The sequence below is a fragment of the Psychrobacter proteolyticus genome (assembly GCF_039762275.1).
In the GTDB taxonomy this organism is placed as follows: domain Bacteria; phylum Pseudomonadota; class Gammaproteobacteria; order Pseudomonadales; family Moraxellaceae; genus Psychrobacter; species Psychrobacter proteolyticus_C.
The window spans coordinates 383,350-397,382 of record NZ_JBDLOB010000003.1 but is presented as its reverse complement, the minus strand read 5'-3'; the positions used below and the strand labels follow the sequence as shown (position 1 = coordinate 397,382).

Annotated in this window: 13 protein-coding genes and 1 tRNA gene; 5 read left to right on the top strand and 9 right to left on the bottom strand. The window is 42.4% G+C overall.

The window, feature by feature from the left end; genetic code table 11:
- Positions 1 to 142 precede the first annotated feature (142 nt).
- Entirely contained in the window at positions 143 to 658 is a 516-nt protein-coding gene (locus ABFV72_RS07525; RefSeq protein ID WP_347163019.1) for a L,D-transpeptidase, read from the bottom strand.
- 140 nt (positions 659 to 798) lie between these two features.
- Between ABFV72_RS07525 and ABFV72_RS07520 the strand changes: the two genes are divergently transcribed.
- On the top strand, positions 799 to 2,067 hold the full coding sequence (locus ABFV72_RS07520) for a hypothetical protein (RefSeq protein ID WP_347163018.1): 1,269 nt from the start codon (positions 799 to 801) through the stop codon (positions 2,065 to 2,067).
- Positions 2,068 to 2,212: 145 nt separating this feature from the next.
- Here the strand turns inward: ABFV72_RS07520 and ABFV72_RS07515 are convergent, their stop codons facing one another.
- Positions 2,213 to 3,451 carry an argininosuccinate synthase gene (locus ABFV72_RS07515; protein WP_057761167.1) on the bottom strand — a complete coding sequence of 413 codons (1,239 nt, stop codon included), beginning with the start codon at positions 3,449 to 3,451 and terminating at the stop codon, positions 2,213 to 2,215.
- A gap of 335 nt (positions 3,452 to 3,786) precedes the next feature.
- Here ABFV72_RS07515 and pyrC point away from each other — a divergent pair, with 335 nt between their 5' ends.
- The 4 genes from pyrC (at position 3,787) to ABFV72_RS07495 (ending at position 6,414) form a co-directional block, all read left to right on the top strand.
- Positions 3,787 to 4,857 carry a dihydroorotase gene (pyrC, locus tag ABFV72_RS07510; RefSeq protein ID WP_347163017.1) on the top strand — a complete coding sequence of 357 codons (1,071 nt, stop codon included), beginning with the start codon at positions 3,787 to 3,789 and terminating at the stop codon, positions 4,855 to 4,857.
- Positions 4,858 to 5,147: 290 nt separating this feature from the next.
- On the top strand, positions 5,148 to 5,807 hold the full coding sequence (gene rnt / locus ABFV72_RS07505) for a ribonuclease T (protein ID WP_347163067.1): 660 nt from the start codon (positions 5,148 to 5,150) through the stop codon (positions 5,805 to 5,807).
- A gap of 281 nt (positions 5,808 to 6,088) precedes the next feature.
- The gene (locus ABFV72_RS07500; protein WP_134292217.1) at positions 6,089 to 6,286 is read left to right on the top strand and encodes a hypothetical protein; all 198 of its coding nucleotides are present in this window, start codon (positions 6,089 to 6,091) and stop codon (positions 6,284 to 6,286) included.
- Positions 6,287 to 6,338: 52 nt separating this feature from the next.
- A tRNA-Glu gene (locus ABFV72_RS07495) sits at positions 6,339 to 6,414 on the top strand.
- Positions 6,415 to 6,654: 240 nt separating this feature from the next.
- Here ABFV72_RS07495 and ABFV72_RS07490 read toward each other — a convergent pair.
- From ABFV72_RS07490 to ABFV72_RS07460, 7 genes are all read right to left on the bottom strand, one after another.
- Entirely contained in the window at positions 6,655 to 7,263 is a 609-nt protein-coding gene (locus tag ABFV72_RS07490) for a BLUF domain-containing protein (RefSeq protein WP_347163016.1), read from the bottom strand.
- A 430-nt stretch (positions 7,264 to 7,693) separates the two neighbouring features.
- Positions 7,694 to 8,422: a 2-C-methyl-D-erythritol 4-phosphate cytidylyltransferase gene (ispD, locus tag ABFV72_RS07485; protein ID WP_347163015.1), complete on the bottom strand. Its 729-nt coding sequence runs from the start codon at positions 8,420 to 8,422 to the stop codon at positions 7,694 to 7,696.
- A gap of 167 nt (positions 8,423 to 8,589) precedes the next feature.
- Positions 8,590 to 8,898, bottom strand: a complete 309-nt coding sequence (locus ABFV72_RS07480; protein ID WP_057761172.1) for an FtsB family cell division protein — start codon at positions 8,896 to 8,898, stop codon at positions 8,590 to 8,592.
- Positions 8,899 to 9,048: 150 nt separating this feature from the next.
- A complete protein-coding gene (eno, locus tag ABFV72_RS07475) occupies positions 9,049 to 10,365 on the bottom strand; it encodes a phosphopyruvate hydratase (RefSeq protein WP_057761174.1) in 1,317 nt (438 codons plus the stop codon).
- Positions 10,366 to 10,691: 326 nt separating this feature from the next.
- Entirely contained in the window at positions 10,692 to 13,049 is a 2,358-nt protein-coding gene (locus ABFV72_RS07470; RefSeq protein WP_347163014.1) for a heavy metal translocating P-type ATPase, read from the bottom strand.
- A 235-nt stretch (positions 13,050 to 13,284) separates the two neighbouring features.
- The gene (locus ABFV72_RS07465) at positions 13,285 to 13,509 is read right to left on the bottom strand and encodes a heavy-metal-associated domain-containing protein (protein ID WP_347163013.1); all 225 of its coding nucleotides are present in this window, start codon (positions 13,507 to 13,509) and stop codon (positions 13,285 to 13,287) included.
- Positions 13,510 to 13,763: 254 nt separating this feature from the next.
- The gene (locus ABFV72_RS07460; protein WP_341610138.1) at positions 13,764 to 14,021 is read right to left on the bottom strand and encodes a heavy-metal-associated domain-containing protein; all 258 of its coding nucleotides are present in this window, start codon (positions 14,019 to 14,021) and stop codon (positions 13,764 to 13,766) included.
- Positions 14,022 to 14,033 lie beyond the last annotated feature (12 nt).

Sequence of the window (14,033 nt, the reverse complement as noted above, 5' to 3'; positions counted from 1 at the left end):
GTAATATTATTTTTATGACGGATACTGCTTTCATAAAGTAAAACCACTCCATAAAAAAGACAGCTTGTTATATAACAGACTGTCTTTTTTTATTGTATTTAAATAGTTTCTGTCAGCGCCATGGCTAAATGTGCAACATGTCCTAATTAGCCACAATCGTAACGGGCATACCCTCTTCTACTTGCTCAAATAATTCTACAATATCTTTATTACGCATACGGATACAGCCATGTGATAGCGGAATACTCATTGGTTCAGTATCTGGTGTACCGTGAATATAGATATAGCGCTCATAAGTATCGCAACCACCTTGGCCATTACTACCTTTGTTTAACCCTTCTTCAAGACCGCTTAACCAAAGAATACGGCTCAATATCCAGTCACGCTTAGGATGTAGCTCACCAAGATTTGCATCGTATATCTCACCTGTCGGCACACGCCCGACAAATACCGCATTCATAGGCTCACTACTACCTATTTTTTGTTCAATGACATGCCTACCGAGCGGCGTGCAACCACTATCCTGCTGACTACCAATTCCATTCTTTGCAGTGGAGACTACGTATCTCGCAACCTCAGTCTGCTGCTGGTACATCGTTAATGTTTGCTCAGCGATATTAATCACGAGTTGTTTATCAAGCGTCTTATTATTGGTCATAAATGCTTCCAACTATTAGTCATTCATCAGATTACTATTAAGGTTATTAGTAAAATGATTGAAAATTTCTATTATCAAGGGATTGTATCAAGACATTTGGCACCGTAATATAGGGGCACACTTTTTGATGCTAGCAGATTATGACGACTATTTCACCGACACGTGTGTCGATGTATGATTTTTTATATCATGATACCCAGCCTATGCTGTCACTTTTGGCCGATGCGGCACAGCTCTCTCTACCGCAAGCTCGCTTAGGGATGGATGCCAGTCTACAAGCCATCGTAAGTGCGCTTCTCGCCTATCAGCAGCGTCATCAGGGACAAGCAGTCAGCAAAAAGCTGTTTGGTCGTGGTGCTGTCAAAGAGTTACGACAGTATAATTCAATGAACTTTGCAACTATTAGCGCCACACTCTACCATCGTCACGATGCAGCAGATGCCGTATTTAGTGACAACGCCCGTGTCATAAAGGCAAGCGAGCATATCGCTGAGAAGATTGATGCAACGATGCAACAGACTCAAACTCTACTCACCTCCTTGTGCGTGATTGTGCTGCGTGAATTGGCTATCCTGACAGAATACAGTCAACTAGACAGTGATGAGATCAATAAATGGTTTGCACTACAACCACAGTTTTTATCAGCGGCCCGATTTAGCCCAGAGCATACGCATACCTCATCTGCTGAGACAGAAAGCAATAGTGACCTGCTCGAAACAACTACTGAGGCTGTTGAAGCGATAGAGAACAACTCAGATAGTAATGCGGAACGTACGTTATTAAATGCTGAGCAGTTATCAAGCACTCCACCTTCTTTTGATCCTTACTGGTATGAACTGTCTGGATTCAAACCCGAAAACTATGAACCTGTGCAAGACATGCAAATGGCGACAGGCAATTACCTAAAAGCCATTGGACGCTCACCAGACAATCTACAGCAAGGTCGTCACAACGATATGCTAGTATTTACCGAGATGCATGCCGTTGCCTTACCACATCAACGCTGGCTGCTACAATTAGCCAAAATCTCAGATATCTATCTCAGTCGAAATCGACTACGCGTTAACTCTGAACCAGCCAATCCACCTAAACCGCCTTTAGTAAGTTTGGGACTAATCGGCGGCAATAACGACAATACGCCAACCACCACTAGTGAAAAGCCTATCGAATATGAGGCTTCCACACCGCTATGGAAAAATCCTGTCATTCTTATCATCATACTTGTCGTTGGTGTCCTTGGTGCACTCGCTACCTTGAAATACCAATCGCAAAAGTCTGACGGTGCGATTCTGGCAACTGAAGAAGTATTAGAACAAGATGCCATTGATGAGCGCCAACAGCAAGATGTAGCCATCGTCATGGTAGATGAAGATGAACCTGACATTGCAAAGACAGAAAAAGCTGAATAAAAAGCTTTACTATTAAGACAGCTATCCTCAAAGCAACCATTTTAGCAATCATTTACTAACCATAAAAAAAGAGACCCTATCAACATAGAGTCTCTTTTTTGTTGTGCGAGCTAAGTTATGAATTGGCTATCAGTAGCCTAAAAAATTACTTAGATAAATCGCGACCACGGCTAGCTTCGATAGCTAAACGTAGACCATTTAGACGGATAAAGCCTTCTGCGTCTTTTTGATCATAAGCGCCCGCATCATCTTCGAAAGTGGCAATTTTCTCATCAAATAATGAATCGTCAGATTTACGACCAACAACGCTCACGCTACCTTTATACAGTTTTACACGTACGGTACCGTTGACATACTCTTGTGATTTGTCAATCAATGCTTGTAGCATCATACGCTCAGGGCTGAACCAATAGCCATTGTAGATGATTTTTGCGTAGCGTGGCATTAGCTCATCTTTTAGATGGGCAGCTTCACGATCAAGCGTTAACGACTCAATACCGCGATGCGCTTTTAGCATAATAGTACCCGCTGGCGTCTCGTAGCAACCACGTGATTTCATGCCGACGTAACGGTTTTCAACGATATCTAAACGGCCGATACCGTGTTTGCCACCGATTTCGTTCAGCTTAATCATGACTTCATAAGGCTTAAGCGCTTCGCCATCGATAGCAACGATGTCGCCTTTTTCGTATTCTAGTTCTAGATATTGCGCTTCATCAGGTGCTTCTTCTGGGCTAACAGACCAGCGCCACATGTCATCTTCTGCTTCAGTATATGGTTCTTCTAGGACACCGCCTTCATAAGAGATGTGTAATAAGTTAGCATCCATTGAGTAAGGAGATTTTTTCTTATTGCCCGCATAATCAATTGCGATATCATGCTCTTCAGCATATTTCATCAAGCTTTCGCGGCTTGATAGATCCCACTCGCGCCAAGGAGCAATGGTTACTACGTCTGGTGACAAAGCGACCGCACCTAGCTCAAAACGAACTTGATCATTGCCTTTACCAGTCGCACCATGGCTGATAGCATCGGCATTATGCTCTTTAGCAATCTCAACCAAACGCTTGGCAATCAATGGACGAGCAATAGACGTACCTAATAAGTACTCACCTTCGTAAATGGCATTAGCACGGAACATAGGGAATACATAATCACGAGCGAACTCTTCGCGCAAATCTTCGATATGGATATGCTTGATACCCATTGCTTGAGCTTTGGCTCGTGCTGGCTCAACTTCTTCGCCTTGACCGATATCAGCGGTAAAGGTGATTACTTCCGCATCATAAGTTTCTTGTAGCCATTTAGCGATGATTGAGGTATCAAGACCACCTGAATAAGCCAAGACGATTTTATTGATATTTTTTGGATCAAGTTGAGCCATGAAGAACTCCTATTATGAAATATAGTTTTAGAAAAGGCGACGATCAAATCGAAAGCAAGTCGAACGATAATTACCTGCTCAGTGTACATCATATTTACTATGGGCAAAAGTCTAACTGCCATAAGGCATGCGCTTTTGACTTAAATTCTAATCAACCTCATTTTTGCCACCAGCATTTAAACATCATTTAACGACAAGATATTAATCTTAGCTCAATGAATTATGTACAGATATCTAGCCTTATATTTAGTCAAGTGGGCAAATCTGTTATGATAGTCCCACAATATCACTCCCTTTTGTTTCCTTTATTTGACGATATAGAGCGCTTTGACACTATGACTGATTCGATTAGAGAATTGACCATCCTTCAGCCAGATGACTGGCATATTCATTTGCGTGACGATCTCGCTTTGAGCACGACCGTACCTCATGCAGCAAGCAGCTTCAACCGTGTCATCTGTATGCCAAACCTTGTGCCTCCAGTCAAAAATGCGCAGGATGCTATTGCTTACCGCGCACGTATCATGGAGCAATTAGCAGCAAGTGATTTAAGTCTTGAGCGCAAGTCAGCTTTTGATCCGCGTATGACTCTATATTTAACGGATAACACCACTGCCCAAGATATCGAGTTGGCAGCGCAGTCAGGTATCGTACAAGCTGTCAAACTCTACCCTGCTGGAGCGACTACCAACTCCGCAGATGGCGTCACCAATATTAATGCCTGCGTCGATGTGTTTGAAGCATTAGAAAAGCACAACTTGCCACTACTGATACATGGTGAAGTTACTCAAGACCATATAGATATCTTTGATCGCGAAAAGCGTTTCTTAGATGAAGTGTTGGCACAAATTATCGTGAAATTCCCTACATTGAAAATAGTAGTAGAGCACATCACTACCAGCGATGCAGCAGACTTTGTATTGTCACAAGGCAACCATGTTGCTGCCACTATCACACCGCAGCATTTGATGTTTAACCGCAATCATTTATTAGTTGGTGGCATCAAACCACATTTTTATTGCCTACCTATTTTGAAGCGTGAGAGCCACCAAAAAGTGCTATTAGATGTAGCTACTAGTGGTAATCCAAAGTTCTTTTTAGGTACTGACTCTGCGCCACATGCGACAGACAAAAAAGAAGCCGCTTGTGGCTGTGCCGGTTGCTATAGTGCAGCCACGGCGCTGCCTTTGTATGCGACTGCCTTTGATAGTGTTGGAAAAATAGATAAGCTGGAAGGCTTTGCCAGTCGTTTTGGTGCTCAGTTCTACGGCTTACCTCTAAATGAAAGCACGATCACGCTTGTCAACACGCCTATGCAAGTACCGACTGACTATCCTTATTTTGATGGTGCATCATTGACGCCCTTGATGGCAGGTGAGACGCTACCTTGGTCAATTAAGGCTTAATACCCGCAAAGCTGAGCATTAAAAAGCGACCTATTATTTTATCCTATGATATTAATGATACCTTTGTAGTAGATTTATTTGTACTAAAGGTGCAGTTAGTATCATAGGATGCTTATTTCTTATTCAATATATTAGTACGACTGATAAAAGTGATTTAACTTTATATGACCAATCAAAACATAGCGACCTTGCCTGACGAAGACTTATCAAACCCTAGATCTGCTAGTTCTGATGCTACTCTAAGCACTTCCGCTGAAGATGCAGCTTCAGTGACAGATGAGCAAGCGCCTATGCCCTTAAAAGACCGCTTTCGCAAGTTCTTGCCTGTCGTTGTCGACGTGGAAACAGCAGGCTTCAACGCCCAGACCGATGCCCTGTTAGAAATTGCCTGCATTCCTGTCTTACTGAATGAGCAAGGTGTATTTTATCCAGGTGAAGCTTTCAACGCTCATATTGAGCCTTTTGAAGGCGCAAACTTAGAGCCAAGTGCGCTTGCCTTTACCGGCATTGACCCTAAAAACCCAATGCGTAAAGCCATTGCAGAAGATGAAAAGACAGCATTGCGCCGCATTTTTAAAGGGTTAAAAGACGTACGCCGTGACGAAGAATGTCGTCAATGTGTCTTAATTGGGCACAATGCCCATTTTGACTTGGCTTTTCTGAATGCAGCCGTGCTACGAACCAATAGTAAAAACCACAATCCATTTCATAACTTTTCAGTATTCGATACCGTAACCTTATCAGCATTAGCCTTTGGTCAAACCGTCCTAGCACGCGCTTGTAAAGCAGCAGGATTGGAGTTTGATGGCAAGAATGCTCACTCAGCTTTGTATGACACTCAAAAGACTGCTGAACTATTCTGTCATATACTAAATAACTACCCTATGTTGGCCAATGCGCTGCATGATGAAAAGGCGAAAGAAGAGTCAGCTGATAGCGACAGTCAATAAATCACATATCCTATATTGCCAATCATACATAATAGTGCTATTTGTAATACTTGATGACTTTAACATCTTGATTTGGCAATCAATAGGGATATGATTGATATCATAATATATAGACGGAACTATTTTCATGATTACAGACATAGTTATTCTATTGGATATGAATAACTGTCTGATGATAAAATATCACTCTTAAGCGATGTAATTATATCCTATAGATGGTTTAAGTTGCTCACACTGTCTTGATAGTAAGCATTATCAAGATTAATAGGAGGGACTTTATTATGGATCCACAGCTCAAGTTATGGGGCACCATTCTCGGCTATATGCTACTCGCATTGACGATTAGTGCCTGTACTTCTTTATGGATTCGCTATCATTTAAAGCGAAATGACCTGCATCCACGTCGCGCAATTAAAAAAAGATATTTAATTTTAAAAAGACGTAGAAAAAGGCTTGACAGGAAGCGCCGACGCTATTAAAATACGCACCACTTCAGCATAAATGGTGAAAGCAGTTGAAGTGTTGTTACTAGTCCCCATCGTCTAGAGGCCTAGGACACCGCCCTTTCACGGCGGTAACGGGGGTTCGAATCCCCCTGGGGACGCCACTATTTGGCGTCACTTGTTAGCACTTTTGCTTAGCATTAGATCAGACTAACAAGCGTACCACCAAAACCCAGTTCATAATTTATTATGAACTGGGTTTTTTTATGTCTCTCATTAAGAGCCAACTTATTCTTTTAAATAAAAAAGCCAGCATCAATTGAATGCTGGCTTTTTCTATTTGGTTGTCTTATTAATTATAAATATAGCTTTGCTTAATAGACTACTTTATTCATATCTGTCGATTACAGCAGTAACCATAGCAACGTAGCCACTATCATCAATCCTAATATTGTCTGGATTAAAAAGAACGCCTGATGCTGCCCTACAACCTTACTTAAAGTGACCCCTAGCGTACTATATTTGACAGGAGGCGTATCAACGTTACCTGTTCTCGTTTGCTCTTCATAGTAGCCTTGCAACACGTCCAAGAACTTCTGCCACTCCTTAGAATCCCACTCATACGGCTTAAATGGCATTAACTTTTTAAGCTCAGGCTCTTTAGTCATCCAACGCTCAAGGGTAATTGAACGTAACGACCAACCGGCAAAACGACGTTTGGTAATTTCAGAAAAATCTAAAATCTTTAACTCTTTATGTCGATCATCTACCAACAAACGATTTTTTAGATTGGTTAGTGCCTGCTCTGATCCCTCGACACACTGTAAAAAGTAGCCATTGCCATAGCAAAGAATACCCGTGACATTATCTATTTGATTGCGTTCAACCGCGGTCTCTGAGATATCATTAAGCGTGCTAGGACTTGAAAGACCAGTAGAGGTAATCCGGCTTATATATACAAGCTGGCAGAGATCTGTCGTTACTGGATTTGTTGAATCGTTGATTGTTGACAATCAGCTTCTCCCTATTATCAGGTAAATGTCGCTAAAACAATCATACTAACTTCAGAAAAAATATAGAGACAACATAACTAAGCGTAATGAATCGGTCTGATATATTATTGATTTTATAAGTTTTTATATTAATTGTATTAAGTTAGTTACATCATAGGTTAGTTTGGTCATTAAAGCAACCTATTACTGGATATAGGCCTGCTCAAACACAAAAAACATATGTAATAACCATATTATATTCTAAAGTAGATTATATATATTCTTAGTACAAGCTTTAGTGATAGTTGACTTCTGGATTCATTATTTTTTGAAATAGTACAGAAAATTTTAACGAGGATATAGTGATTACTGAAGCCATAATTCTTATCATGGCCACCATTAAATATAAAAGGAGTAAAACTGATGCTCGTTAGCAGAAGCAGAGTTGAAATTAAGACTGAAGCGCCATAATCGCTGTTAACAGTACCGCATCATCAGGATAGGTCAGTTTTATATTCTGGCGACTACCAGAGACTAAGCGTATTGGTAAATCTAGTTGTTCAAAAGCACTGGCTTCATCTGTAATGCTTAGCTGATGCTCAAACACATATTTTAGGACTTTTTTTAATTGACCTAAGCGAAATACTTGCGGGGTTTGTGCTTGCCACATGTTGCTACGATCAATAGTAGATTTGGTATAAGAATGTGGACGACTCTCTTCTGCGGAGGTAGCTAGCTGATAGGAAGCTTTTAACGTATCAGCCACTGGTGTCGCTAGAATAGCGCCGTAAGGCTCCAGCATCGCTGCTTCAATCACTTGATCGATATCTACATTCGGTACAGCGGGACGTGCTGCATCATGGATAAGCACCAAATCTGAATCATCAGCACCTGTCTGACTAATCGCTTCAACGCCTGCTTGTACTGACTGCCAACGCTCTGCTCCGCCGACTGCATAGCGTACAGGAAGTGCAAACTCTAACTGTTGAGCCGTGCTGTCATCGGCTGATATGACCAATAGACAATTATCGATGTAATCGCTACAAGTAAGTCGTGCCACGCTATGCTGCAACAGCGTCTGACCTTCTAGCATTGTATATTGCTTGGCAATAGACGCACCAAAACGGCTACCGCGACCAGCTGCGACGATCATGGCATGTATATTAGGGGTTGTATTCATAGTAGTGTACTCATGGTTTGAGCCCATGACAGTATATGTAAAGAGGAATAAAGCAGGTGTTAAGTGTAATGAATGGTGTCAGATAACAACATTATGATGCTGCATCATGAAGATTAATTCATGTCGTAAAAATTAGTGTATTCGTGAAAGCTAGTGTACTTATAAAGCTAATAGTTGCTGTGCGTGGTGGGTGCGGTGGATACTTGGACAAAAGTCTCATTTGGTTTGATTAAACCTAAATCTAAGCGAGCATGCTCTTCTACGGCCTCAAGTCCCGTTTTTAAATCTTGGACATCGGTGCGTAGTAAGTTGTTTGCTGCAACTTGATTGTCATTCAAACGTTGTTGCTCTTCAATTTGAGCTGTCAACTTATTGTGTTCAAAACGGCCATTTTCACCCAACCAATACTGATATTGCAATCCTAAAAGCACTGCAACGGCTAAAGCAAGTAGTATAAATTGGCTAAAATATTTCATAAGGTGATAACGCCAAACGGTATAAAAGAGGATAGTAAAATTTAAGCTGATTAGGCGATATACAAATGATTATATATCGCCCAAATATTGACTTCAGCTAATGAGTCTAGGCTTTTCAACGTATATTACGCTAAAAAGCCAGTCAGACTCTTAGCCACGTAGACCGATAAACTCTTCACGGCCACGATAGCTTGCACGTACTTGCTGCTCGATACGTAGCAATTGGTTGTACTTCGCTACGCGGTCTGAACGGCATAGTGAGCCAGTTTTGATCTGGCCAGCAGCGGTACCAACTGCCAAATCTGCAATGGTGCTGTCTTCAGTTTCACCTGAACGATGTGAAATGATGGTTGCATAGCCATTTTTCTTAGCCATATAAATCGCATCTAGCGTTTCTGACAAGGTGCCAATTTGGTTAAATTTAATCAAAATAGCATTGGCAATATGCTTATCAATACCTTCTTGCAAGATCGCAGGATTGGTTACAAACAAATCATCACCAACCAATTGGACTTTATCACCAATCTGCTCGGTCAGATATTTCCAGCCATCCCAATCCGACTCGTCAAGACCATCTTCGATAGAGATAATAGGATACTGACGTGCCAGCCCAACTAGATAGTCTGAGAAACCTTGGCTATCAAAGGCCTTATTACCTTCGCCTGCCAAAACGTATTGACCGTTTTTGTAAAATTCACTAGCCGCACAATCTAGCGCAAGGTGGATATCTTCACCAGCTTTGTAGCCAACTTGTTCAATCGCCTGCATAATAACCGTGATGGCTTCTTCGTTACTACGTAAGTTCGGTGCAAAACCACCTTCATCACCAACGGCAGTGTTTAGACCTTGTGATTTCAACACAGACTTTAAGCTATGGAAAATCTCTGTACCAGCACGTAGCGCTTCTGAGAAGCTTGTGAAGCCTACAGGCTCAATCATAAACTCTTGGATATCAACCGTGTTGTCCGCGTGCTCGCCACCGTTCAAGATGTTCATCATCGGTACAGGCATGGTCAACGACGTTTGATTACGTAGATTAGCGATGTATTGATGTAATGGCAGATTCTGTGATTTGGCTGCTGCTTTGGCCGTAGCAAGTGACACAGCTAGCATGGCATTAGCACCCAAGCTTTCTTTGTTTTCTGTACCATCTAGTGCAATCATGGCATCATCAATGGCCTGTTGCTCAGTCACATCTTTGTCAATCAAGGCGCTGCGGATTTGACTGTTGACATTAGAAACGGCTTTTTTGACGCCTTTACCCATAAAGCGGGTTTTGTCGCCGTCACGTAGCTCAAGCGCTTCACGTGAGCCTGTTGATGCGCCACTTGGAGCAGCAGCACGGCCAACGGTACCGTCAGCTAAAATAACATCAGCTTCGATAGTTGGGTTGCCGCGCGAGTCTAAAATTTCACGAGCGCGAATGTCTTTAATTGCGGTGACGTTGTTGGTTTCTTCAGCGTACATAATGTCTGTTAATTCCTTTGGTCATGCCAAGTTTGTGAGATAAATAACGGCAGCTAGCATACAAAAAAGATAAAGCAAAATATCATATAGCGCGTAGTCCTAAAAACCCTTTATACCTTTCTATCTTGTGGCTATCGTTACCTAGCAATTAGAGGGATATAAAGCATATTAATAGTCGGCTATAGTACTTGGCATCATAGCATATATTTTACCAAACTTCCCTTATCTTACACCGACTTGCCGTCATAAAAACAATCTTAGAGATACATATATGCGATGATTGCCTCTTTTATATTTGTAGAATACCTAAGCAAATATGATAGCTACTATTTCGCTATGCGCTTATTATCCGTATGAGAGGTGGATACCGTATTATCTAACTCAATCTCTGTCTTAAACCGTGTCAATCGTAGTGCATTCATGAGTACTGAGATGGAGCTAAGCGCCATAGCAGCGGCAGCAATCATCGGATTTAAAAACCCAAACGCAGCAAGCGGAATACCAAGACAGTTATAAATAAAGGCAAAAAACAGATTTTGCTTAATATTGCGTAGCGTTGCTTGAGCGATTTTTTGTGCCGCATCGATATGCATGAGCGACTCACCCATGAGACGTGCAGATGCACTATGCTGAGCGACATCAGTCCCCTCAAACATCGCAAAACTGGCATCGGCAGTGGCCATCGCTGGCGCATCGTTGACGCCGTCTCCTGCCATCGCTACCTTATGACCAGCAGTCTGCAATAGTGCAATTTGGCAGGCCTTGTCACGTGGGCTCATCTTGCCATAAGCCTTATCAATACCCAACTGCCCTGCTACATGATCGACGACGGACTGCTTATCACCACTCATCAAAATGACATTGATACCCGCATCTTGTAGTGCAGCGATTGCTTGCGGCGTATCTGCTTTTAAGTCATCGGCTAGGGCAAACGCACCTAGTGGCTCATTATTGATACTAATCGCAACGGTACTGGCAATTTGCCATACTTTTGGCATCAGCTTAGGCAGCGTCAAATTAGCAAACTCTGCCGTACCCACTTTTATCAATCCAAGCCCTTCGATGTTGGCTTGTATACCTGCACCTTTTATCACGCTGATATCGGTCACATTAAATAAAGGCAGTTGACGGTCTTTGGCTGTGTTGACCAGAGCGGTTGCTAGTGGATGACTGGCATGCGCCTCGACACTGGCGGCAATCTGCAATACGTCATCAACAGCAAGCGATTTGTCCACCATGACATGATCGACGATAGTCGGTTTACCAATAGTCAATGTACCTGTTTTATCGAGTACTACCGTATCTATATTACCTGCTGCCTCCAGGCTTTGTGCATCCTTGAACCACACACCATGACGCGCAGCAACGCCCATACCCGCCATAATTGCCGCTGGCGTGGCCAAACCAAGTGCACAAGGACAAGCAATGACCAATACCGATACTGCGTGCATTAAAGCAGTATCAACCATACCTGTTAGCCACCATGTGACCCCAAAAGTAACCAACGCAATCGTTACCACTACAGGGACAAAAATAGCCGTTACTCGATCCGCGAGACGCGCTAGATTGGCTTTTGAGCCTTGTGCATCACTCAACGCTTGTACCATATCGCCGAGTTTCGTATCACTGCCCTTTGCACTGACACGATACAGTAGACTGCCATTCTCTACCAAGGCACCTGCCAGCAATCCATCGCCTTGCTCTTTTTTGAGGGCTACCGACTCGCCAGTTAAATGACTCTCCACGCACCAACCGCTGCCTTCTATGACGATACCATCTGTAGCGACGCGGCTGCCTTGTTTTGCACGTAGGACGTCATCCACTTGCACATCAGACAACGCAATACGATGAAATTCACCATTTGGCTGTTGCTGCTCTACTTCATCAGGCGTCAATGACAATAATAAATCAATACTGTTTAGGCTATGCTTCTTGGTACGTTCCTCAAGATATTTACCCGTACGTACAAAGGCAATGACCATCACCCCTGCTTCAAAATATACGGCTGGGCTATTACTAGCACCGTGTCCGCCTAGATGCCCATTTTGCAAAAGACTGTTTAAAGTATCATCGCCATGCGTGAGCCAAAGATAAGTCGAATACGCCCATATCGTCACTGTACCGATGACCACCAGCACGTCCATATTGGCAAGGCCACCTTTAATAGATGCCCATGCGCTCTTATAAAACGGTAGCGCTAAACCAAACTGTACTACAGTCGCTAAAATAAATTGCACCCAGACTGGCGGCATCCACGCCATACTAAAACCCGTCAACATACCTGCCATACCCACTAAAAATGGCACCAAACAAACCCATAATCCGATCAAACGCCATGGGTATTGAGTGGTGGTATCTTCGTCAGTCTGAGCAAATAAGCTATCGGCTGCCTGCACATTGGCCACAAAGCCTGTTTTATTTACCCACTCTGTCAACTGTTCAGGCGTCGTTTGGGTTGGATCATAATCAACATTGGCGGTCTCGCCAGCAAAACTCACACTTACCTCGTACACCGAAGGCTTTTTGTTAAGCACCTTCTCGATTCTTGAGGCGCAGGCCTGACAAGTCATGCCATCAATCGCCAATTGCAAATGCGCGCGTTGCGGTGTCAGTGGCGTATTGGACTCAACATCAGTTTCGACATCATAAGACTCATCTTTGGTAGTACGGGTGGTATCGTTCATAAATAAAACTCGTCATGGTGCCTATAAATTCGTAGGAACCACGATAAAATATCAGTGGGTAGGCAAAAAATTCAAATAAAGGAATTGGGTAATATCGTATTCAGTATGAGTATTTTAGACAAAGTAGCAATTTATCAAAGTATTGAGACTGAATGCTCATAATCGTTAATCATTAAAAAACCAGCTATCATGCTAGTAATAACATGATAGCTGGTTTTTTAATAAATGATGCAATCTATGAATTAGCGACTGTTGCCTCAAATCCAGCATCATCAATAGCCGTAGCAATGGCCTCTGCACTGGTTTTGCTATCGTCAAAGGTTATCGTCGCTAGGTTATCAGCGAGGTCAACAGTAATAGTCTCTAATCCATCAATATCGGCTGTTGCCGTATGTACGCTTGCCACGCAACCGCCACAAGTCATACCGTCAATTTTAATAATACGTGTTTGATCTGCCATATTAGGCTCCTTATTTTTATTAGTAATGAGCAACTCTAATAGTGATTCTGTTAATGCTTACTTTGATGTTTTTTAAGTTATCAAAGTAAGAGCAACTATCAAAGCTACATTAAATAAGCATAAGCCCTATTATCCTCGACAACAAGACACTTTGGTTGTTGCTTTATTAACGAGATGCTACTAACGAGACAGCAACTTATTAATAAAAACGTAAAAGAGCGCATCGACAAATTTATAGCAATAGCTATTTGTGATTATAAATCGTTATGGTGCGGGTTCTGCGGTGAATCAATCGGAAATGGCTGAGTCACATAGTCCACCATACTAATCGCCGCCGTCAAGGCATGGATACTAGTATCTGTATCATCATAGCTTACCGTTGCGACATTATGCTTAGGATCCAAATTAATAGCCGTCACGCCTGAGATATTCTTAAGCACAGTCATTACGCTATCTAAGCCCTCTGCATCATCGATATTTTCGATGCTTACTTGCGCCATCTGAATTGCCATTGTATAGCCCTC

Excerpts from the sequence above, each read along its gene's own strand:
- ABFV72_RS07515 (WP_057761167.1), bottom strand. The coding sequence starts at position 3,451 with ATGGCTCAACTTGATCCAAAAAATATCAATAAAATCGTCTTGGCTTAT.
- pyrC (WP_347163017.1), top strand. The coding sequence starts at position 3,787 with ATGACTGATTCGATTAGAGAATTGACCATCCTTCAGCCAGATGACTGG.
- ABFV72_RS07460 (WP_341610138.1), bottom strand. The coding sequence starts at position 14,021 with ATGGCAATTCAGATGGCGCAAGTAAGCATCGAAAATATCGATGATGCA.
- eno (WP_057761174.1), bottom strand. The coding sequence starts at position 10,365 with ATGTACGCTGAAGAAACCAACAACGTCACCGCAATTAAAGACATTCGC.
- ispD (WP_347163015.1), bottom strand. The coding sequence starts at position 8,422 with ATGAATACAACCCCTAATATACATGCCATGATCGTCGCAGCTGGTCGC.
- ABFV72_RS07520 (WP_347163018.1), top strand. The coding sequence starts at position 799 with ATGACGACTATTTCACCGACACGTGTGTCGATGTATGATTTTTTATAT.
- rnt (WP_347163067.1), top strand. The coding sequence starts at position 5,148 with ATGCCCTTAAAAGACCGCTTTCGCAAGTTCTTGCCTGTCGTTGTCGAC.
- ABFV72_RS07500 (WP_134292217.1), top strand. The coding sequence starts at position 6,089 with ATGGATCCACAGCTCAAGTTATGGGGCACCATTCTCGGCTATATGCTA.
- ABFV72_RS07470 (WP_347163014.1), bottom strand. The coding sequence starts at position 13,049 with ATGAACGATACCACCCGTACTACCAAAGATGAGTCTTATGATGTCGAA.
- ABFV72_RS07465 (WP_347163013.1), bottom strand. The coding sequence starts at position 13,509 with ATGGCAGATCAAACACGTATTATTAAAATTGACGGTATGACTTGTGGC.
- ABFV72_RS07480 (WP_057761172.1), bottom strand. The coding sequence starts at position 8,898 with ATGAAATATTTTAGCCAATTTATACTACTTGCTTTAGCCGTTGCAGTG.
- ABFV72_RS07525 (WP_347163019.1), bottom strand. The coding sequence starts at position 658 with ATGACCAATAATAAGACGCTTGATAAACAACTCGTGATTAATATCGCT.